Genomic DNA, 19,831 nt, shown 5'->3' with positions numbered 1-19,831 from the left:
AAATTTTAGTAGTACAAGTCGTTTGTTTGTAAGTTTAAAAAACGTTGTGTTGCAAAAAAGGTACTGATAGCGGTAATAAAAAAAGCTGTAAATAAAACACCTCCAGTTAAATAGGTTATTGAGGTGTAATCAGTTAATAGTTCTAAAGTAGGAATGTTTTTATCTATATAATAAATTACAATAGCTAATCCACATAAAGAAATAACAGCCCCTAAAAGTCCTAGTTTTATACTTTTCCAAATAAAAGGCCTACGGATAAAACCTTTAGTTGCACCTACCATTTGCATTGTTTTAATATTAAATCGTTTAGAATAAATAGATAATCTGATTGAACTATTGATTAATAGAATAACCATTAATCCGAAGAAGCCACTTAAAACTAATAACCAAAAACTGATTCGTTGAATGTTTTCAGTTAGCAACCTAACTAAAGGTTTATCGTAATTTACTTCTGCAACAAAATCGTTTTTATCAAAAGATTTTTTAATAATATCCATTTTTTCAGGAGTTACAAAATCGGCTTTTAAATAAATATCAACACCATTTTTAAGAGGATTATCTCCTAAGAATTTTAAAAAATCTTCACCTAAATCTTCTTTATATGTTTTTGCAGCTTCTGCTTTAGAAATGTAAATTGCTTTATTTGTATAGCTTTCTTTTTCAAGAGATGCTCTAAATTTTTGGCGTTGTGTTTTGGTTACATCATCATTTAAAAATAGCGTCATTACTACTTTTTCTTTAAAATGATTGGCAACTTTGGTTGATTTAAGTATCACTAATCCTAAAAAACCCATCATAAAAAGCACCAAAGCAATGCTTACTACTACAGAAATGTAAGAGGATTGTAGACGGCGTTTTTGAAAAGAGTCAAAAGATTTAGACATTCTTGAATAGATGTTTTAGTAGGTTGCAAGATACAAATATTTGCGAAATTTTAAATGAATGTATTATTCGATTTCTTGGCATAATTCAATTAAAACACCATTTGTTGTTTTAGGATGTAAAAAAGCTACTAATTTATTATCAGCTCCTTTTTTGGGTGTTTTATTGATTACTGTAAAACCTTCTTTTTGTAAGCGTTTTATTTCTGATTTTATATCGGTAACGGCAAAAGCAATATGATGTACACCTTCACCTTTTTTTGCTATAAATTTAGCAATAGGACTTTCGGGGTTTGTGGCTTCTAAAAGTTCAATTTTATTTTCTCCTGATTTAAAAAAAGAAGTTTTAACGCCTTCACTAGCTACTTCTTCTATTTTATAATGTGGTTTTCCGAAAAGTGAAGCAAATAATTCATTTGATTTTTCTAAATCTTTTACCGCAATTCCAATATGTTCTATGTTGTTCATCTGATAAAAATAAAAAACATTAAGGAGATTATACGTATTACTTTAGAGCTTGTTTAAATTTTATTCCAAAAAGTTTTATAATATCAAAATTTACATTTACAAATTTAAATAAGCTTTTAGATATAATATAATGTTTAAATGATATTGAATGTTTTGTTGTAAAGCATATATATGTACTTTTGTAAGAGGAAGTTAAATTGGAAATTAACAAATTATTTTTAGCAGCAACATGTGCTGTATTATTTTTAACATCTTGTACTGAAGAGAAGTTAGAAACAGTAGGCGGTTCAACAAAAAATAGCCAAGTTGTTTTTTCGTATAAAGACGAAGGAAGAACCAAAGAAATGCTTAATTATACCCAAATTATTGATGTATTAAAGCTTTATGATGTTACTAGAATTACACCTATTGAAGAATCATTAGGTTATGAAGATTCTCGTATTAATACATTTAATTTTATACAATTTAAAAAGTATTTAGGGCATATTGAAAATTTAAGTGCAAAATCAGGTATTGAAATTACAGGTATTAGTTTTATTGCTACAGCAAAGAAACTTGATAATGTAAAAAACAAAGGCTACGGTAGCTTAATTTATCTTCCATCTACGACAGTTAACGGTAAACAATTTTTATTTGATCCTGAACAAAGTTTTAAACAAAAAAAATTAGTAACCTTTAAAGAGATGTTAGCGAAACATGGTTATAACTGGATATACGACTCTAAAGAATCTTATAGTAAAGGTAAAAGAAGAGATTGTAATTACACTATAGAATTAGAAGAAGGGGTATTAAATAGAGGAGAAGAAGGTCAAGCAGGAAGCCAAGGTGAACAAAGTGGCGCTGGGAATTTAACTCATATTAAACCACCATATTTAGATCAAGGAGAACAATAGTATTCTTTTGTTTTTTAGATGTATTTTAATTAAAAATAATTATTATATAATGTTCCAACATTTGTCTCTATTTTTTCAGATTATAACAGCAGTTATTTGTTTTTTTTATGAAAAATATAAAGATCAAGGTTTTTATATTCATCTTTTGATCTTGCTTGTTTTTACTGCAATAATTGAGGTGGTTGGAACATTTAGCGTAGAATAAATATAAAGAATACAGGAGATTCTCTTTGTTGCTTAGGGTGTTTTTCTTTGTTTTTTTATTTAAAATATTGATTCATAATTGTTTAATAAAAAAAATATTTTTGAAAGGAACAAGAGTGTATATTTGAATCAAATTAAACCAAATTTTAAAATTAGCGTATCATGGAAGAAAAAAATGTTTCTGAAAAAATCAGAGAAGAACAACAAACTGTTTTTTCGTATAAAGACGAAGGAAGAACTAAAGAAATGCTTAATTATACCGAAATTATTGATGCATTAAAACTTTATGATGTTACTAGAATATCACCTATTGAAAAAGCTTTAGGTTACGAAGATTCTCGTATCAATACTTTTAACTTTGTACAGTTTAAAAAGTATTTAGGGCGTATTGAAAATTTAAGTAGAAAATTAGGTGTTGAAATTACTGGTATCAGCTTTATTTCTACTGCAAAGCAAATAGATAATACAAACGATAAAGGTTATGGTAGCTTAATTTATCTTCCATCGACTACAGTTAATGGGCAACAAGTATTATTTGACCCTGAGCAAAGTGTTAAACAAAGAAAATTAGTAACCTTTAAAGAAATGTTAGCAAAACATGGCTATAATTGGATTTATGACTCTAAAGAATCTTATAGTAAAGGTAAAAGAAGAGATTACAATTACAAAATAGAATTAGAACAGAGTGTATTAAGTAGAGGAGAGCAAGGTGGTTCTGGTGAAGATAGTGGTGCTGGGAATTATAGTAATATGACTCCTCCTCATGATAAATAATTTTCTTAATGGAAATTAAAAACTTGAACTTATCATTGCAAATATTAACAGCAATTATTAGCATATACATATATTTAAAATATAAAACTAGATTTATGTTTTTTCTGGTATTATTATTAATATTTACAATGATAACTGAAAGTATTGGCGCTTATTTTATAATAATAAAAAAAGACAGTTATATTTATTATTATGTGTATTCTTTTTTGCAATTTAATACAATTTCATTAATATATTATAATTTGATTTATAGTGACTTGTGGAAAAAAATAATTATAATTTTTAGTACAGCTTTTAGTCTATTTTGGATGATAGTATATTTTCATACTTCATTGTTTTTTTATTTGATAATTTTTGGAGCTTTTAATACAAGTTTATATGTATTTTTCTATCTAAAGGAATTATTATTATCTGATAAAATTTTAAATTATAAAAAATTATTACCTTTTTGGGTTTCAGTTGGTTTTTTAGTGTTTTATTTACCTTCGATTCCTTTTTTTACGATGTATAAATACATGAACAATAGAGGTTTTTTTTTTATCTTAAATATACTAGTAATTTCAATGAACTTATTTATGATTTACGGTTTAGTATGCAGCAAGAAAGAGAAATATTAATAATAACCACTTTAATAATCATCGTAATTGTTGGTTTTTTAGTGGTTTTATTTACTGTTTTTCAGCGTCGTAAAAATAAATTACTACAAGAAAGAGCTATTGCCGAAAAATATTTTGAAACGGCAATTACAGAAACACAAATAGAAATAAGAGAAGAAACTTTACGTGGTATTAGTTGGGAATTGCACGATAATATAGGGCAACTTTTAACATTAGCAAAAATACAATTACAATATGCATCGCCTGGTAATATTGATGACATAAAAGAAACAATTACTAAAAGTTTAGTAGAAATAAGAGCACTTTCAAAATCAATAAATCCAGAGTTTATAAATAGTATTAACTTTACAGTTGCTTTGCAGTTAGAAATTGACCGCTTTAATAGGTTAAATTATATAACAGCTAGTTTAACTATTATTGGTGATAAAATTGATTTAGATCAGAAATCAGGAATTATTATTTTTAGAATTTTACAAGAGTTTTTTTCAAACACAATTAAACATGCAAAAGCTGCAAATTTAGATGTAATAATAAAATATACCGAAAATGAAGTAGAAATTACAGCCAAAGATAATGGTGTAGGTTTTATTTTAGATGAGGTAAAAATAAATGGTATTGGTTTAGGAAATATAAAAAATAGAGCAAAATTAATAGGTGCCAAAGCTAATTTAATATCAATACCAACAAAAGGTACTACCTTAGTCATTAATTATTTTTTTAATACAGAAGAATCTATTAACTAACCTACTAAAAAATATAATAAATATGACATATTCAGTTGTTGTTGTTGACGATCACACGCTTTTATCTCAAGCCATTGAAGGAATGGTAAATTCATTCGATAAATTTAAAGTACTATACACCAGTAAAAATGGACAAGAATTAGTCGATAAATTTAAAATATCAGCTAAAAATGTACCCGATATTGTTTTAATGGATGTTAATATGCCAGTAATGAATGGTATTGAAGCTACAGAATGGATTTCAGAAAATTTTCCAGCAGTAAATGTAATGGCTTTATCAGTTGAAGATGCTGAAAATACCATGTTAAAAATGTTGAAAGTGGGCGCTGTTGGTTATTTATTAAAAGATACCGAAAAAAATGTTTTAGAAAAAGCACTACTTGAAGTGATGGATAATGGCTTTTATCATACAAGAAATGTAACTACATTATTATTAAATTCTATTTCAGGAAAAAACGAAAAAGAAAACGTTAATTTCAAGCGTAATGAAATGATATTCATGAAGTTAGCTTGTTCTGAATTGACTTATAAAGAAATTGCAGACAAGATGTTTTTAAGCCCTAAAACGATAGATGGTTATCGTGATAGTTTGTTTACAAAGTTAAATGTAAGAAATAGAGTAGGGTTAGTAATATATGCAGTGAAAAATAAAATTTACACTCCGTAATTTTATCCTTAAATTTGCAGCATGGAAGAAACTAACAGACAACGAAAAATTGCAGGAGTATTGCAACTAGATTTGGTAGACGTTTTACAACGTGCTGCACAAGATGGAATGAAGGGAGTAATTATATCGGTATCTAAAGTTTCGGTTACTGCCGATTTAGGAGTCGCTAAAATATATTTAAGCGTTTTTCCTTCGGATAAAAGAGATGAAATTGTAGAAGGTGTAATTTCTAATACGCCGTTAATTCGTCATGAATTAGCAAAACGTACAAGAAATCAATTAAGAAGAATGCCAGAATTATTGTTTTTTGGAGATGATAGTCTTGATTATATTGAAGATATTGATAAGTCTTTAAAAGGTGAAGATGTAGATCCTATTCAAAATCCTGATGTATTGCCACGTCGTCAAAAACGTTAATAAATTTTCTTTACATTGCTAATTAAAATTTATTAAAATTTTGAAATTTTCTTTATACATCGCTAAAAGATACCTGTTTTCTAAAACAAGCACAAACGCCATAAATATTATTACATTTATTGCGGTTTTTAGCGTTGTTGTAGGAGCTTTGGCATTATTTGTTATTTTATCGGGTTTTTCAGGATTAAGAACTTTTAGTGATTCTTTATTGAACGCCTCTGATCCTGATATCAAAATAACGACAGTAAGAGGAAAATCTTTTGAATATTCTGATGATGTTCATCAGAAATTAATAAAAGATACTGAAATAAAGACAATTTCAAAAGTAATAGAAGAACGTGTCTTTTTAAAATATAAAGATAAAACACATATTGCTTATATTAAAGGAGTAGATGCTAGTTATAAAGGTATTATTCCTGTAGATTCACTATTAACTGTTGGTACTTGGGTCGATCCTGAGTTTAAAAATACCGCAGTTATTGGCTACGGAATTTCATATAAATTATCGTTAGGAGTTTTAAATTTTGGCGCACCGTTACAAATTATGGTTCCAAAGCCAGGAAAAGGATTTGTAAATGCCAATAATGCTTATGTATCTGTTGATACGCAAGTAATAGGAGCGTATTCAGGATCTGAAGAATTTCAAAATAAATATGTTTTTACAGAATTATCTTTAGCGCAAGAGTTGTTAAATTATACTGAAAATCAGATTTCAGGAATCGAACTAAAACTACAACCAACTGTTGATTTAGATGATTTTCAAGAGCAATTACAACAGCGTTTAGGAGCTAATTTTGAAGTTAAAACAAGAGCGCAATTAAATGCGTTGTACTATAAAGTAATTAATACCGAAAATTTTATTTCTTATTTAATTTTTACATTGATAATAGCGATAGCCTTATTTAATGTGATAGGTTCTATTATAATGATGATTATTGATAAGCGTCAAAACTTAAAAACTTTGTATAATTTAGGTGCTAGTATTGAGGAGATAAAAAAGATATTTATTCTACAAGGGTTTTTATTAACCATTGTAGGAATGATTGTAGGAATCGTTTTGGGAGTTTTATTAGTGTTAATTCAGCAACGTTATGAGTTATTTATGATAACTCAAAATTTAGCATATCCAGTAGAATTCAGATGGATTAATTTATTGGTTGTAATTCTTACTATTTCAATACTTGGTTATATTGCTGCTAAAATAGCGAGTTCGAGAATATCGAAAACGTTTATCGAAAAATAAAATTTTTAGATAAAAAAAATCCTCACATATTTGCATAAGCGAGGATTATTAATTGATTCTATCAAAAAAAAATAGATTTATATTTTACTTAATCTGAGGAATAATCATATTTCCAAATTTGGCTTCAACTTCATCAAAAGCTTTGAAAACATCTTCTGGAGCATCCGAAGTAACCATTTTCATTCTATATTCTTTAAAATGAGGGATTCCTTTAAAATAATTAGTATAATGTCTTCTAGTTTCAAAAACACCTAAAATAGGTCCTTTCCAATCGATAGCCATTTGTAAATGTCTACGAGCCATTTCTACACGTTGTGCGATGGTTGGTTTTGCTAAATATTCACCTGTTTTAAAATAGTGTTTTATTTCATTAAAAAACCAAGGATAACCAATAGAAGCCCTTCCAATCATACAGCCATCTAAACCATAAACATCACGCATTCGCATTGCTTTTTCAGGTGTATCAACATCACCATTTCCAAAGACAGGAATGTGCATTCTAGGGTTGTTTTTTACCTCTGCAATCGGTGCCCAATTTGCTTCACCTTTATACATTTGCGCACGTGTTCTTCCATGGATAGAAATCGCAGCACAGCCAACATCTTGTAAGCGTTCGGCAACTTCTACAATTTTGATAGAATCATCATCCCAACCTAAACGAGTTTTAACTGTTACAGGTAAATTCGTATGTTTTACCATTGCTTCGGTTAGTGAAACCATTAAATCGATATCTTTTAAAATACCTGCACCAGCTCCTTTAGAAACCACTTTTTTAACAGGACATCCAAAATTGATATCAATAATATCAGGGTTTGATTTTTCAACAATTTCTACAGATTGTAGCATTGAATCTAAATTAGCACCAAATATTTGAATCCCGACAGGGCGTTCTTTTTCGTAAATATCTAATTTCATTACGCTTTTTGCGGCATCACGAATTAATCCTTCCGAAGAAATAAATTCAGTATAAACCACATCGGCACCATTTTCTTTGCATAAAGCTCTAAAAGGTGGGTCACTCACATCTTCCATTGGCGCTAATAATAGCGGAAAATCAGGAAGTTCTATATTTCCAATTTTAATCAAAATTCTATAATTGTATTTTATGTTCTATTTTATCAAATAAACGATTATTAGTTACCTAATTCGGTTATTTTTTTCTCGTATAATTTTTTACTTTCAGTAACCGCAACATTAAGTTCTTGCATTATACCATCAACTCTTTGTTCAATGCTTTTCATTTGTCCGTTAATAGAATCGAATGAATTAAGTGCAGCAGCAACTTCTAAAGCTTTTACAATTTCAACAGCATCAGTATGTAAAAGTCTTAATTTTTGTATTGCTTTTGATGTGTTATTTAGCGTTGTATTATAGTTCTTTTTTGCTTTATTAATTGCTGATAAAAGAGTTGTTTTGGTTGTAACATCGCTCAAACTATTGGTTTGAGTTTCCATAGCGGTAAATAAATTAGAAGCTTTTGCTTTTAAATCTTCAAATTCTTTATTAAGGTTATTTACTTTTCTATTGACTTTTTCCCAATCGCCATAAACTCGGGCAAATTCTTTATCTTCATTTTTGGCATCTTCTAAAGCTAATTTTAATGCTCCTAAAGAATTTAAACCTTTGGTTATTTTTTTGTTAGCGGTTTCTTTTTTGCTTTCGAAAGTTGAAACTTGAGATTTGAATTTTTCTTTTAAACGGATTAAATCTTCAGGGCTTCTATCTTTCCAACAAGAAGTTAAGAGTAATAATAATCCAGCAAATAGCAATATTTTTTTAGACATATATGAACTGTTAATCATTTAATTGATGCAAATATACAATGAAGATATAAAAATGTACGGTTTCCTATTTATAAAATGTGCTAATTCATTTATTCTGTGGTGTTTTATAAACTAAAAATTCTCTTTTTATTGAAATTAATATTTTTTTGAATAAATTTTTAATTGTACAACGTTTTTCAATAAAGTATCTTTGTCAGTCATAAGAGGTTAGAAATACGACGAATGAAGAAAATTAGAAATTTTTGCATTATTGCACATATTGATCACGGTAAAAGTACACTTGCAGACAGATTATTAGACTACACAGGTGCTGTAACGGAGAGAGAAAAGAAATCACAGTTATTAGATAGCATGGATTTGGAGCGTGAACGTGGTATTACCATTAAATCACACGCTATTCAAATGGATTATACTTTTGAAGGCGAAGATTATGTTCTAAATTTAATTGATACCCCAGGACACGTAGATTTTTCTTACGAAGTTTCTCGTTCTATTGCGGCATGTGAAGGTGCGTTATTAATTGTTGATGCTGCACAAAGTATTCAAGCACAAACGATTTCTAATTTATATTTGGCTTTAGATAATGACTTGGAAATTATTCCAGTTTTAAATAAAGTTGATTTACCATCAGCAAATCCTGAAGAAGTAACTGATGATATTGTTGATTTATTAGGTTGTGAACCTGAAGAGGTAATTCACGCAAGTGGAAAAACAGGTTTTGGAGTAGAAAATATTTTAGAAGCAATTATTAAAAAAGTTCCAGCGCCAACAGGAAATCCTGATGCGCCTTTAAAAGCTTTAATTTTTGATTCTGTTTACAATTCTTACAGAGGAATTGAAACTTACTTTAGAGTAATTGATGGTTCTATTAAAAAGAATCAGCGTATTCAATTTATGTCAACAGGTACGGAATATAAAGCCGATGAAGTTGGTACTTTAAAACTAGAACAAGAAGTAAAGCAAGAAGTAAAAACAGGAGATGTAGGGTATTTAATTACAGGAATTAAAGTTGCAAAAGAAGTAAAAGTAGGAGATACAATTACCGATTTTGAAAATCCAACAGAAAGCCTTATCGATGGTTTTGAAGATGTAAAACCAATGGTTTTTGCAGGTATTTATCCTGTTGATACAGAGGATTACGAAGAATTACGTAATTCAATGGAAAAATTACAATTAAACGATGCTTCTTTGGTGTTTCAACCAGAAAGTTCAGCAGCATTAGGTTTTGGTTTTCGATGTGGATTCTTAGGAATGTTACACATGGAAATTATCCAAGAACGTTTAGAACGTGAATTTAATATGACAGTAATTACTACTGTTCCCAACGTTTCTTATCACGCATACACAAAGAAAAATCCTACGGAAATTGTATTATTAAATAATCCGACAGATTTACCTGATCCATCAAGATTAGAAAAAGTTGAAGAACCTTTTATTAAAGCATCAATAATTACAAAATCTGATTTTGTTGGACAAGTAATGTCGCTTTGTATTGAAAAAAGAGGGGAAATTGTAAATCAAACGTATTTAACTACTGAAAGAGTTGAATTAACTTTTGATATGCCTTTAGCAGAAATTGTATTTGATTTTTATGATAGATTAAAAACAGTTTCAAAAGGGTATGCTTCTTTTGATTATTCGCCAATCGGAATGCGTACTTCTAAATTAGTTCGTGTAGATATTCTATTAAATGGTGATCCTGTTGATGCACTTTCAGCATTATTACATGCAGATAATGCCTATACAATCGGTAAGAAAATTGTAGAAAAATTAAAACAATTAATACCAAGACAGCAGTTTGATATTCCTATTCAAGCAGCAATTGGAGCTAAAATTATCGCCAGAGAAACAACTAAAGCTTTACGTAAAGATGTAACAGCAAAATGTTATGGTGGTGATATTTCACGTAAACGTAAGTTACTTGAAAAACAGAAAAAAGGTAAGAAAAGAATGCGTCAGGTTGGTAATGTAGAAATTCCACAAGAAGCATTTATGGCAGTTTTAAAATTGAATGATTAAGTTTTAAAATATAATATAAAAAAAAGCTCTCGAATTTTTCGAGAGCTTTTTTTTAAAATAAAAATATACTTTTAGTAATTAATCTCTACTTCCTAAAATACGTAATCCCCAATATAATAACATTGCTAACGAACCTAAAGCTGCAACTAAATACGTTCTTGCTGCCCATTTTAAAGCATCTTTAGAACCTGCTAATTCTTCACGAGTTACAATGTGTTTATCCTCTAACCAAGCCAAAGCTCTGTTACTAGCATCATATTCAACAGGTAAAGTAACGAAACTAAAAAGTGTACCTACAGCCATAAATATTAAACCAGCTATAGCAATATAAAAACCAATTCCAGAGTTACCAGAAGCAGCACCAAAAGCAATTCCACCAATAACCATCCATTGCGAATATTTAGAGGTAATACTTACCATTGGCACTAATTTAGAACGCATTTCTAAATATTGATAAGCTCTTGCATGTTGTACAGCATGCCCAACTTCATGAGCTGAAACTGCTGCTGCGGCTGCATTTCTTTGGTTGTAAACACCTTCACTTAAATTAACTGTTTTGTTTTGAGGGTTATAATGATCGGTTAACATTCCTGGAGTAGAAATAACTTTTACGTCATTAATACCGTGATCATTTAACATTTTTTCGGCTATTTCAGCGCCACTCATTCCATTTTTTAAATGAACTTTTGAGTATTTTTTAAATTTTCTTTTAAGCATACTGCTTACTAACCAGCTACATAAAGAGATAATACCTATTAAAATATAAAATCCTATCATAATTTATTTTGTTTTAAAAATTTGTATCATTTTTGATTGATAAATTTACAAAATTATTCCATAATTAAATTACGTCTTATAAAATATCATCATGTTAAATAAACTTGAATTATGAGTTATTCATCATTTTAAATTTTTTATATGATAAAAACTAGGAATATTAACTCTAGTACTATTTTTAGAGCTATTTTTTAATTATTCGTTTTATTTCTATATAAATTACTAATTATTGCTTCTTATCTAAATCAAATAAAGAGATTCTAGCTATCAGTTTATAAAAATCGACTATAATTAATCGCGTATTAAAAATTTGCATCATTTTGTTTGATAGCTTTACAACCTGTTTTTTTACAGTTAAATTACTTAATAATAAATTTTTCATAATGTCAAATACCCCTAAAATTTTAATAGTATATACAGGAGGAACTATTGGTATGGTTAAAGATTATAAAACAGGAGCTTTAAAAGCTTTTGATTTTAGTCAGATATCTAGTAAAATACCCGAATTACAGCAGTTAAATTGTGAAATTTCTACTATTTCATTTGATGAAGCTATAGATTCATCAAATATGAATGTGAACTATTATATTGATATCGCCCAAATTATTGCTGATAATTATGAGCAATTTGATGGTTTTGTAGTACTTACAGGTTCTGATACGATGTCATATACATCATCGGCAATTAGTTTTATGTTTGAAAATTTACAAAAACCAGTTATTTTTACAGGATCACAATTACCAATTGGTGATTTACGAACAGATGCGAAAGAAAATTTAATTACTTCGATACAAATTGCATCAACTAGCGAAAATGGAAAACCAGTAATACAAGAGGTCGGTTTATATTTTGAATATAAATTATACAGAGCCAACAGAACTACAAAAATAAATGCAGAACAATTTGAGGCTTTTGCTTCGATGAATTATCCGCCTTTAGCAGTAAGTGGTGTTCACTTAAATTTTAATCACTCAGTATTATTTAAATATAAAAAAGAAGAAAATAAACTTATTTTCAGAAAAAAATTAGATAATAATGTGGCTATTTTAAAGTTATTTCCAGGTATAACAGCATCGGTTGTTAATAGTTTTATAAATATACCCGATTTGAAAGGAATTATTTTAGAAACGTACGGTTCTGGAAATGCACCTACCGAAAAATGGTTTATAAGTTTATTGGAAAAAGCAGTTGCTAAAGGTATCTATATTATTAATGTAACTCAGTGTGTAGGAGGTAGTGTTATTTTAGGGCATTATGAAACCAGTTCTGATTTAAAACGTATCGGAATTGTAGATGGAAAAGACATAACAACAGAGACTGCTGTTGCTAAAATGATGTATCTATTAGGAGAAAAGTTATCAAAAGAAGAGTTTAAACATTATTTTGAAACCTCGTTAAGAGGTGAAATTAATTAAAATGCATTATTTTAACTAAATTAATAGCTATAACTGTCTGAAATAGTTGTTGAAACAAAAATGTATTATAAATAACCTTAATTTTTTTAATGTACCAAGATTTTTTTGTTACTTGCCACTCTGAAAATAAAACTTTATTGAAGTACGAGTAAATAATTACTTATTTGTAAAAAATTAAGTTTTTTCTAGTAAAATTTGTATTTTTAACCCATTAACTATTTAAAATTAATTATAACAAAATGAAGAAAGTAGTAAATTTCCTAACTGTTGCAGGATTTATGTTTTTAGGGGCTATTCAGTCAACTTATGCTCAAGAAGCAGAAAAAACTTTTCACCAAGAGTTAAAACAACGTTTTATTGAAGGGGATCCTCAGTTTATGGGTATCGTATTGGTAGCTTTAATCTTAGGATTAGCAATCGCAATTGAAAGAATTATTTATTTAAACATGGCTACAACTAATACTAAGAAATTAGTAGCAAGTGTAGATGATGCTTTAAGTTCTGGTGGTATTGAAGCTGCTAAAGAGGTTTGTAGAAATACAAAAGGACCTGTTGCTTCTATCTTTTTCCAAGGATTAGAAAGAGCTGACGAAGGTTTAGAAGCTGCTGAAAAAGCTGTAGTAGGTTATGGTGGTGTACAGATGGGGTTATTAGAGAAAAATGTTTCTTGGTTATCTTTATTTATTGCATTAGCACCGATGTTAGGGTTCATGGGAACTGTAATTGGTATGATTGAGGCTTTTGATAAGATTGCAGTAGCAAATGATATTTCTCCAGCAGTAGTAGCAGGTGGTATTAAAATTGCACTTTTAACAACCGTATTTGGTCTTGTTGCAGCAATTATTTTACAGATTTTTTATAATTATATCGTTTCTAAAATTGATAGTATTGTAAATAATATGGAAGATGCTTCAATCTCTTTAATCGACTTATTAGCTAAGTATAAAAAATAATCAATCATATGAATAATAAAATATTAACATTACTTGTAGCTGCAATATCACTTATCGGTGTTGCGTTATTTGTAAACGTTGTAATAATAGACAAAGAAAACGTAGAAGCGGTTTCTAACGCTGTTTCTCCTTTAGTAAGTTATTCATATTATTTACTAATTGTAATTGTAATTGTTGCTGTAGTAATTTCACTATTGAGTATGTTTAAAAACCCTGCTGCCTTAAAGAAAACCTTATTAGGTGTTTCAGTTTTAGGTGTGCTTTTAGTGGTATCATACATGTTTTCTTCTAACGGTCAAGTATTAGGTCCTGATCAAGGAGTATTAGTTGCAGAAGGAAGTACTTCTAAATGGGTAGGAACAGGAATTAGTTTTACCATTATTTTAGGTGCAATAGCTGGAGCATTTTTTGTAGTAGATTTATTAAAAGGAATAGTTAAATCATAAGTAAACATGGCAAGAAGAGAAAACCCAGAAATTAATGCAGGTTCTATGGCAGATATTGCATTCTTGCTACTTATCTTTTTCCTTGTAACAACAACAATGGATGTTGATTCAGGTATCCCTAAAAAGTTAGCTGAAAAATCTGATGTTGTACCACCTATTGTAAAAGAGAAAAACATCTTTCAAGTAATTATTAACAGAAATAACCAATTATTCGTAGAGGATGAAGGTATGGAGTTAAAAGACTTAAAAGATGCGGCTGTTAAATTTATAGATAACGGTGGTGGTGTTGGTAATCCGATGCCAGGGAAAGATGCAGGAGCATCTTGTAACTATTGTAAAGGAGCTAAAGATCCAGCTTCATCAGATCATCCAAATAAAGCTATTATTTCTGTTGAAAGTGATAGAGGTACTGAGTTTGGTATGTATGTAGCTGTTCAAAATGAACTGTTAAAAGCATATGCTGAATTACGTAATAAATTATGCCAAGAGAAATATGGTATGAGTTTTACTGAATTAGATAAATCTTTTACAGCTGGAGCAAGAAAAGATGATGCATTAAGAAAAAAAGTAGAAGATATTAAGGCGAGTTACCCTCAAATTATATCTGATTCTGAACCAACTAATGTTCAATAGTATTAAAACAATTTAAGTATGTCTAAATTTAAAAATAAGAAAAAAGAGATGCCAGCAGTGAATACTTCTTCACTTCCTGATATTGTTTTTATGTTATTATTCTTTTTCATGGTAACAACGGTAATGAGAGAAAGTGATTTAGCGATAGATGCACCTCGTTTACCTAGTGCTAGTGAAGTAAAGAAACTTGAACGTAAAAGTTTAGTGAGCACTATTTATGTTGGTAAGGCTAAAGATGCTAAATATGGAACGGGTTATAATAGAATCCAGTTAAACGATAAGATTGCTACACCAGATGATGTACCTTCTTTTATTTTCTTAGAAAGAGGAAATGTATCGGAAGCTGAAGTTCCTTTTATGACAACTTCTATAAAGATGGATAAAGAATCTAGTGTTGGAACTTTATCTGATATTCGTGAAAAATTAAGAGATGTAAATGCTCTTAAATTAAGTTTATCTACTCATAAATCAGCAGATATTAAAAAGTAATTACTTTTTAAAAAATAAATACTAAAAAGAGCAATCATATGATTGCTCTTTTTTTATGTAAATAAACTATATTTAACCATAGTTAATTTTTATGAAACACCTTGTAACTTTATTTTTAGTTTTTTTATCAATATGTAGTTATGCTCAAAAAGATTCTTTACAAATAGGCGATCGTTATTGGGAGGATCAATTATATATAAATATTTCATATAATATTTTAAGTAATCAACCAAAAGAATTAAATGTTTCTGGTTTTTCATTCGGTTTTTCAGGTGGTTATATAAAAGATATTCCGCTTGTCAAAAGTAGTAAAATAGCACTAGGAGTTGGTTTAGGTTATGGTTTTGATTCTTTTAATCATCATTTAAAAGTAGTAGAAGAGAATCTAGTAACGTTAAAAGTTGCTAATGTTATAACTGTAGATAAGTTAAAATCACATAATATTGAAATGCCTATTCAGTTTCGATTAAGAACATCAACTGTAAATAGCTATTCTTTTTGGCGAATTTATACAGGAATTAAGCTAAGTTATAATTTAAATAATAGTTTCAGTTATACCGATTCAGATACGATAATTAGTACTTCAAATTTACCAAAATATAATAAGTTTCAAACAGGATTAACACTTTCAGTAGGTTACAGTACTTTTAATTTTCATGTGTATTACGGACTAACACCTATTTTAAAAAATGGTTCTTCAAATAAGAATGATAATACTAATATAATCCGAATAGGGTTGAGTTTTTATCTATTATAAAAGGTAAAATGCAAAAAAAGGACTTGCTATACCAATAAAAAAACCAAGATACACTTCTTTAACAGTATGTGCTTTTAAGTGAAGTCTTGCACTAGCTAAAACTCCTGAAAGTACTATGAAAACTATGATTAATGGCAGTATGTAAATGTTATGTATTTGTTGAAAAAGTAAGAAGTATCCAGTAGCAGCACCCATAGATAATAGGTGTAAACTAGTTTTTGTATTAACGTTAAAAAGGATGTAGACAAAACCTAATCCAAATACGACTCCAAAAAATAGGTAACTTAAATCTCTAATAACCGCTATTTCTAAGAAAAACCTACCTAACATAAATAGTAAAGTCATCATAAAAAATATAGGAACTTTTCGTTCTTCAATTTTAGATACTTGATAGGATTTTATATATCCGATAGCTTTTAAAAAAATTAATAAGAGTATTGGAATAATATATGTTGATACAAATACTACGCCTAACATAGTATATTTATGATACTGACTTAAATGAATTGGAGTTAAAATAAGATATAGAATAATACCAATTGTAGGAATAACAATAGGGTGTAAAATCGTGGATATGAATTTAGGCCAGCGCATTATCTTATATTTCTTTACGTAACCTTGCTACCGAAATATCTAATTGCTCACGGTATTTAGCAACAGTTCTTCTTGCAATTGGATAACCTTTTTCTTTTAATATTTTAGATAATTTTTCATCTGTAAGAGGCTTTCGTTTATCTTCTTCTTGAATAACTGTTTCTAATATTTTTTTAATTTCACGTGTAGATACATCTTCACCTTGGTCATTTTTCATCGATTCAGAGAAAAACACCTTTATTAATTTCGTTCCGTAAGGTGTTGTTACATATTTACTGTTTGCAACCCTTGAAACCGTAGAAACATCCATCTGTATTTCATCAGCAATATCTTTTAAAATCATTGGTTTTAGCTTACGCTCGTCACCTGTTAAAAAATATGCTTCCTGACGTAGCATTATGGCATTCATAGTAATTAACAAGGTTTGTTGACGTTGTTTTATAGCATCAATAAACCATTTTGCAGCATCTAATTTCTGCTTAATAAACATTACAGCATCTTTTTGACTTTTACTTTTCTTTTTAGAATCGCTATAACCTTTTAACATATTATTGTATTCACGAGAAACATGTAATTCAGGTGCATTACGAGAGTTTAAAGTCAATTCTAAATTTCCATCAATAATTTGTATTGAAAAATCAGGAACTATTTGTTCTGCTAATTTATTATTTCCTGCATACGAACTACCAGGTTTCGGATTTAATTTTCCGATTTCAGTAATTATTTCTTTAAGTTGATCTTCTTCAATATTAAATTTTTCAAGAAGTTTTTTGTAATGCTTTTTAACAAAGTGATCGAATGCATTTTCAAGAATATCAATAGCAAATGTTCTTGTTTCTTTTACTGATTTTGATTTTAATTGAATAATTAAACACTCTTTTAAATCACGAGCACCAACACCAATAGGATCTAATTTTTGAACTACATTAATTAAAACATCTTCTACTTTTTCTTCGGATGTAAAAACATTTTGAGTAAAGGCTAAATCATCTACTAAATCGATAATTTCTCTTCTGATATAACCACTATCATCAATACTTCCTACTAAAAAATCAGCAATAGCGCGTTCTTCTTCATTAATTCTGTAAGTATTTAATTGATTATTTAATGATTGATGAAAACTTGTTCCAGCCGCATACGGAATTTGCCTTTCTTCATCATCGGCTGAATAATTGTTTGCTTGTGTTTTATAACTCGGATATTCATCATCACTTAAATACTCATCAATATTGATGTCATTAGTATCTATTTTTTCAGTTCCTTCATCAAAATCTTCAGAATCTGTTAAAGTATCTTCAAAGTTTTCTGGTTCTTCTTTACCAGTATCTAAGGCAGGGTTTTCTTCAATTTCTTGCTTTAAACGTTCTTCAAAAGCTTGTGTAGGCAATTGAATTAACTTCATCAACTGAATTTGTTGAGGCGATAATTTTTGAAGTAACTTATAATGTAAACTTTGTTTTAGCATACTTACAAATATAGGAAATAAGGATAAAAAAAAATCGTCATTCTGTTAGGAATGACGATTGTATTTTATAAATTTTATTGTTTTTTTAAAATTCGGCGTTTTGCGGAGTTCTTGGAAAAGGAATTACATCACGAATATTGCTCATTCCTGTAGTAAATAAAACTAAACGTTCAAATCCTAAACCAAAACCAGAGTGTACTGCTGTACCAAACTTACGAGTATCTAAGTACCACCATAATTCTTCTTCATCAATGTTTAAATCGGCCATTTTAGCTTTTAAAACATCTAAACGTTCTTCTCTTTGCGATCCTCCAACCATTTCTCCAATTCCTGGAAATAAAACATCCATAGCACGAACTGTTTTACCGTCGTCATTTAAACGCATGTAAAAAGCTTTTATCGTTGCAGGATAATCAAATAAAATTACAGGACATTTAAAGTGTTTTTCAACTAAATAACGCTCATGTTCTGATTGTAAATCAACACCCCATTCATTAATAGGAAATTGAAATTTCTTCTTTTTGTTAGGTTTACAGTTACGTAAAATATCAAAAGCTTCGGTATAAGAAACACGCTTAAAGTTATTATTAGCAACAAAGTTTAATTTTTCAATTAACCCCATTTCACTACGTTCAGCTTGTGGTTTTGTTTTTTCTTCTTGCGTTAAACGATTGTCTAAAAATGCTAAATCATCTTTACAGTTTTCTAAAACATAGTTTAAAACTGACTTGATAAAATCTTCAGATAAATCCATATTTGCATCTAAATCATTAAATGCAACCTCAGGTTCAATCATCCAAAACTCTGCTAAATGACGCGTTGTATTTGAGTTTTCAGCTCTAAAAGTAGGACCAAAAGTATATACTTTTCCTAATGCCATTGCATAGGTTTCTGCTTCTAATTGTCCTGAAACGGTTAAATTAGTTTCTTTTCCGAAGAAATCTTGTGTATAATCAATTTCTCCTTCTTCATTTAAAGGAGCTTTATTTGTTTCAAAATTAGATACATGAAACATTTCACCAGCACCTTCAGCATCAGAACCTGTAATAATAGGTGTATTTACGTAGTTAAACCCATTTTCTTGAAAATACTTATGTACTCCAAAAGATAAAGCAGAACGAACTCTCATAACAGCACTAAAAGTGTTTGTTCTAATACGTAAGTGAGCATTTTCTCTTAAAAACTCTAAACTATGTTTTTTAGGTTGAATAGGGTATTCATCAGGATTAGAATCTCCTAAAATTTCTAGTTTAGTAACTTTAACTTCTACAGTTTGTCCTTTACCTTCACTTTCAACTAAAGTACCTGTAATACTAACAGCAGCACTTGTAGTTATTCTTTTTAAAAGTTCTTCATCTGTATTTTCAAAATCTACAACACATTGAATATTGTTAATGGTCGATCCATCATTTAAAGCAATAAAACGATTGCTTCTAAAGGTTCTAACCCATCCTTTTACGTGTACTTCCTGTAAAAATTTATCCGAATGTAATAATTCGTTAACGCTACTTCTTTTCATCTTTTAAAAATTGAATAGCAAAGATACTTTTTTGAAATAAAACAATCAACGTAGATTCTCATTGTTTTTCAGA

Annotated in this window: 21 protein-coding genes; 13 read left to right on the top strand and 8 right to left on the bottom strand. The window is 28.9% G+C overall.

Annotated elements, in window-relative coordinates:
* Positions 1–5: 5 nt before the first annotated feature.
* On the bottom strand, positions 6–884 hold the full coding sequence (locus AB0T67_RS06120) for a cell division protein FtsX (protein ID WP_369219571.1): 879 nt from the start codon (positions 882–884) through the stop codon (positions 6–8).
* Positions 885–947: 63 nt separating this feature from the next.
* Entirely contained in the window at positions 948–1,349 is a 402-nt protein-coding gene (mce, locus tag AB0T67_RS06115; RefSeq protein WP_369219570.1) for a methylmalonyl-CoA epimerase, read from the bottom strand.
* A 197-nt stretch (positions 1,350–1,546) separates the two neighbouring features.
* Here mce and AB0T67_RS06110 point away from each other — a divergent pair, with 197 nt between their 5' ends.
* The 6 genes from AB0T67_RS06110 (at position 1,547) to AB0T67_RS06085 (ending at position 6,907) form a co-directional block, all read left to right on the top strand.
* A complete protein-coding gene (locus tag AB0T67_RS06110) occupies positions 1,547–2,242 on the top strand; it encodes a hypothetical protein (protein ID WP_369219569.1) in 696 nt (231 codons plus the stop codon).
* Between the two features lie 366 nt (positions 2,243–2,608).
* Positions 2,609–3,220, top strand: coding sequence for a hypothetical protein (locus tag AB0T67_RS06105; protein WP_369219568.1), 612 nt, complete (start codon positions 2,609–2,611; stop codon positions 3,218–3,220).
* 592 nt (positions 3,221–3,812) lie between these two features.
* A complete protein-coding gene (locus tag AB0T67_RS06100) occupies positions 3,813–4,580 on the top strand; it encodes a sensor histidine kinase (RefSeq protein WP_369219567.1) in 768 nt (255 codons plus the stop codon).
* 22 nt (positions 4,581–4,602) lie between these two features.
* Positions 4,603–5,247, top strand: coding sequence for a response regulator transcription factor (locus AB0T67_RS06095; protein ID WP_369219566.1), 645 nt, complete (start codon positions 4,603–4,605; stop codon positions 5,245–5,247).
* A gap of 21 nt (positions 5,248–5,268) precedes the next feature.
* Positions 5,269–5,664, top strand: a complete 396-nt coding sequence (gene rbfA, locus AB0T67_RS06090; protein ID WP_369219565.1) for a 30S ribosome-binding factor RbfA — start codon at positions 5,269–5,271, stop codon at positions 5,662–5,664.
* 40 nt (positions 5,665–5,704) lie between these two features.
* Positions 5,705–6,907, top strand: coding sequence for an ABC transporter permease (locus AB0T67_RS06085; protein ID WP_271231342.1), 1,203 nt, complete (start codon positions 5,705–5,707; stop codon positions 6,905–6,907).
* Positions 6,908–6,991: 84 nt separating this feature from the next.
* Here AB0T67_RS06085 and dusB read toward each other — a convergent pair whose 3' ends face one another.
* Both dusB and AB0T67_RS06075 read right to left on the bottom strand, forming a co-directional pair.
* Positions 6,992–7,993 carry a tRNA dihydrouridine synthase DusB gene (gene dusB / locus AB0T67_RS06080; protein ID WP_369219564.1) on the bottom strand — a complete coding sequence of 334 codons (1,002 nt, stop codon included), beginning with the start codon at positions 7,991–7,993 and terminating at the stop codon, positions 6,992–6,994.
* A 47-nt stretch (positions 7,994–8,040) separates the two neighbouring features.
* Positions 8,041–8,691, bottom strand: a complete 651-nt coding sequence (locus tag AB0T67_RS06075) for a hypothetical protein (protein WP_369219563.1) — start codon at positions 8,689–8,691, stop codon at positions 8,041–8,043.
* A 222-nt stretch (positions 8,692–8,913) separates the two neighbouring features.
* Here AB0T67_RS06075 and lepA point away from each other — a divergent pair, with 222 nt between their 5' ends.
* Complete coding sequence (gene lepA / locus AB0T67_RS06070) at positions 8,914–10,710, top strand: translation elongation factor 4 (RefSeq protein ID WP_369219562.1); 1,797 nt, start codon at positions 8,914–8,916, stop codon at positions 10,708–10,710.
* A 78-nt stretch (positions 10,711–10,788) separates the two neighbouring features.
* Here the strand turns inward: lepA and AB0T67_RS06065 are convergent, their stop codons facing one another.
* A complete protein-coding gene (locus AB0T67_RS06065) occupies positions 10,789–11,487 on the bottom strand; it encodes a zinc metallopeptidase (RefSeq protein ID WP_369219561.1) in 699 nt (232 codons plus the stop codon).
* Between the two features lie 383 nt (positions 11,488–11,870).
* Here AB0T67_RS06065 and AB0T67_RS06060 point away from each other — a divergent pair, with 383 nt between their 5' ends.
* The 6 genes from AB0T67_RS06060 (at position 11,871) to AB0T67_RS06035 (ending at position 16,180) form a co-directional block, all read left to right on the top strand.
* Positions 11,871–12,902: an asparaginase gene (locus tag AB0T67_RS06060; RefSeq protein WP_369219560.1), complete on the top strand. Its 1,032-nt coding sequence runs from the start codon at positions 11,871–11,873 to the stop codon at positions 12,900–12,902.
* A 239-nt stretch (positions 12,903–13,141) separates the two neighbouring features.
* Positions 13,142–13,855: a MotA/TolQ/ExbB proton channel family protein gene (locus AB0T67_RS06055; protein WP_271231353.1), complete on the top strand. Its 714-nt coding sequence runs from the start codon at positions 13,142–13,144 to the stop codon at positions 13,853–13,855.
* Positions 13,856–13,863: 8 nt separating this feature from the next.
* Positions 13,864–14,301, top strand: a complete 438-nt coding sequence (locus AB0T67_RS06050) for a hypothetical protein (protein ID WP_271231354.1) — start codon at positions 13,864–13,866, stop codon at positions 14,299–14,301.
* Between the two features lie 6 nt (positions 14,302–14,307).
* Positions 14,308–14,934 (top strand): ExbD/TolR family protein, encoded by a 627-nt coding sequence (locus AB0T67_RS06045; RefSeq protein WP_369219559.1) that lies wholly within the window; start codon positions 14,308–14,310, stop codon positions 14,932–14,934.
* An 18-nt stretch (positions 14,935–14,952) separates the two neighbouring features.
* Positions 14,953–15,423, top strand: coding sequence for an ExbD/TolR family protein (locus tag AB0T67_RS06040; RefSeq protein ID WP_271231356.1), 471 nt, complete (start codon positions 14,953–14,955; stop codon positions 15,421–15,423).
* 91 nt (positions 15,424–15,514) lie between these two features.
* On the top strand, positions 15,515–16,180 hold the full coding sequence (locus AB0T67_RS06035) for a porin family protein (RefSeq protein ID WP_369219558.1): 666 nt from the start codon (positions 15,515–15,517) through the stop codon (positions 16,178–16,180).
* Here the strand turns inward: AB0T67_RS06035 and AB0T67_RS06030 are convergent.
* The 3 genes from AB0T67_RS06030 to asnS form a co-directional block, all read right to left on the bottom strand.
* Positions 16,175–16,774 carry a hypothetical protein gene (locus tag AB0T67_RS06030; RefSeq protein WP_369219557.1) on the bottom strand — a complete coding sequence of 200 codons (600 nt, stop codon included), beginning with the start codon at positions 16,772–16,774 and terminating at the stop codon, positions 16,175–16,177. The two genes, AB0T67_RS06035 and AB0T67_RS06030, sit on opposite strands and share 6 nt — an antisense overlap.
* Before the next feature lie 4 nt (positions 16,775–16,778).
* Positions 16,779–18,239, bottom strand: a complete 1,461-nt coding sequence (gene rpoN, locus AB0T67_RS06025) for an RNA polymerase factor sigma-54 (protein ID WP_369219556.1) — start codon at positions 18,237–18,239, stop codon at positions 16,779–16,781.
* A gap of 85 nt (positions 18,240–18,324) precedes the next feature.
* Entirely contained in the window at positions 18,325–19,758 is a 1,434-nt protein-coding gene (gene asnS / locus AB0T67_RS06020; RefSeq protein WP_271231360.1) for an asparagine--tRNA ligase, read from the bottom strand.
* Between the last annotated feature and the right edge of the window lie 73 nt (positions 19,759–19,831).

This window comes from Tenacibaculum salmonis, from assembly GCF_041053065.1.
Classification (GTDB): Bacteria; Bacteroidota; Bacteroidia; order Flavobacteriales; family Flavobacteriaceae; genus Polaribacter; species Polaribacter pacificus_A.
The sequence above is the reverse complement of the archived record's forward strand: the minus strand, read 5'-3'. Positions and strand labels throughout refer to the sequence as shown.

Bases quoted from the DNA above. Each gene is read 5' to 3' on its own strand.
- AB0T67_RS06120 (WP_369219571.1), bottom strand. From the start codon at position 884: ATGTCTAAATCTTTTGACTCTTTTCAAAAACGCCGTCTACAATCCTCT.
- mce (WP_369219570.1), bottom strand. From the start codon at position 1,349: ATGAACAACATAGAACATATTGGAATTGCGGTAAAAGATTTAGAAAAA.
- AB0T67_RS06105 (WP_369219568.1), top strand. From the start codon at position 2,609: ATGGAAGAAAAAAATGTTTCTGAAAAAATCAGAGAAGAACAACAAACT.
- AB0T67_RS06100 (WP_369219567.1), top strand. From the start codon at position 3,813: ATGCAGCAAGAAAGAGAAATATTAATAATAACCACTTTAATAATCATC.
- AB0T67_RS06095 (WP_369219566.1), top strand. From the start codon at position 4,603: ATGACATATTCAGTTGTTGTTGTTGACGATCACACGCTTTTATCTCAA.
- rbfA (WP_369219565.1), top strand. From the start codon at position 5,269: ATGGAAGAAACTAACAGACAACGAAAAATTGCAGGAGTATTGCAACTA.
- AB0T67_RS06075 (WP_369219563.1), bottom strand. From the start codon at position 8,691: ATGTCTAAAAAAATATTGCTATTTGCTGGATTATTATTACTCTTAACT.
- lepA (WP_369219562.1), top strand. From the start codon at position 8,914: ATGAAGAAAATTAGAAATTTTTGCATTATTGCACATATTGATCACGGT.
- AB0T67_RS06065 (WP_369219561.1), bottom strand. From the start codon at position 11,487: ATGATAGGATTTTATATTTTAATAGGTATTATCTCTTTATGTAGCTGG.
- AB0T67_RS06060 (WP_369219560.1), top strand. From the start codon at position 11,871: ATGTCAAATACCCCTAAAATTTTAATAGTATATACAGGAGGAACTATT.
- AB0T67_RS06055 (WP_271231353.1), top strand. From the start codon at position 13,142: ATGAAGAAAGTAGTAAATTTCCTAACTGTTGCAGGATTTATGTTTTTA.
- AB0T67_RS06050 (WP_271231354.1), top strand. From the start codon at position 13,864: ATGAATAATAAAATATTAACATTACTTGTAGCTGCAATATCACTTATC.
- AB0T67_RS06045 (WP_369219559.1), top strand. From the start codon at position 14,308: ATGGCAAGAAGAGAAAACCCAGAAATTAATGCAGGTTCTATGGCAGAT.
- AB0T67_RS06040 (WP_271231356.1), top strand. From the start codon at position 14,953: ATGTCTAAATTTAAAAATAAGAAAAAAGAGATGCCAGCAGTGAATACT.
- AB0T67_RS06035 (WP_369219558.1), top strand. From the start codon at position 15,515: ATGAAACACCTTGTAACTTTATTTTTAGTTTTTTTATCAATATGTAGT.
- AB0T67_RS06030 (WP_369219557.1), bottom strand. From the start codon at position 16,774: ATGCGCTGGCCTAAATTCATATCCACGATTTTACACCCTATTGTTATT.
- rpoN (WP_369219556.1), bottom strand. From the start codon at position 18,239: ATGCTAAAACAAAGTTTACATTATAAGTTACTTCAAAAATTATCGCCT.
- asnS (WP_271231360.1), bottom strand. From the start codon at position 19,758: ATGAAAAGAAGTAGCGTTAACGAATTATTACATTCGGATAAATTTTTA.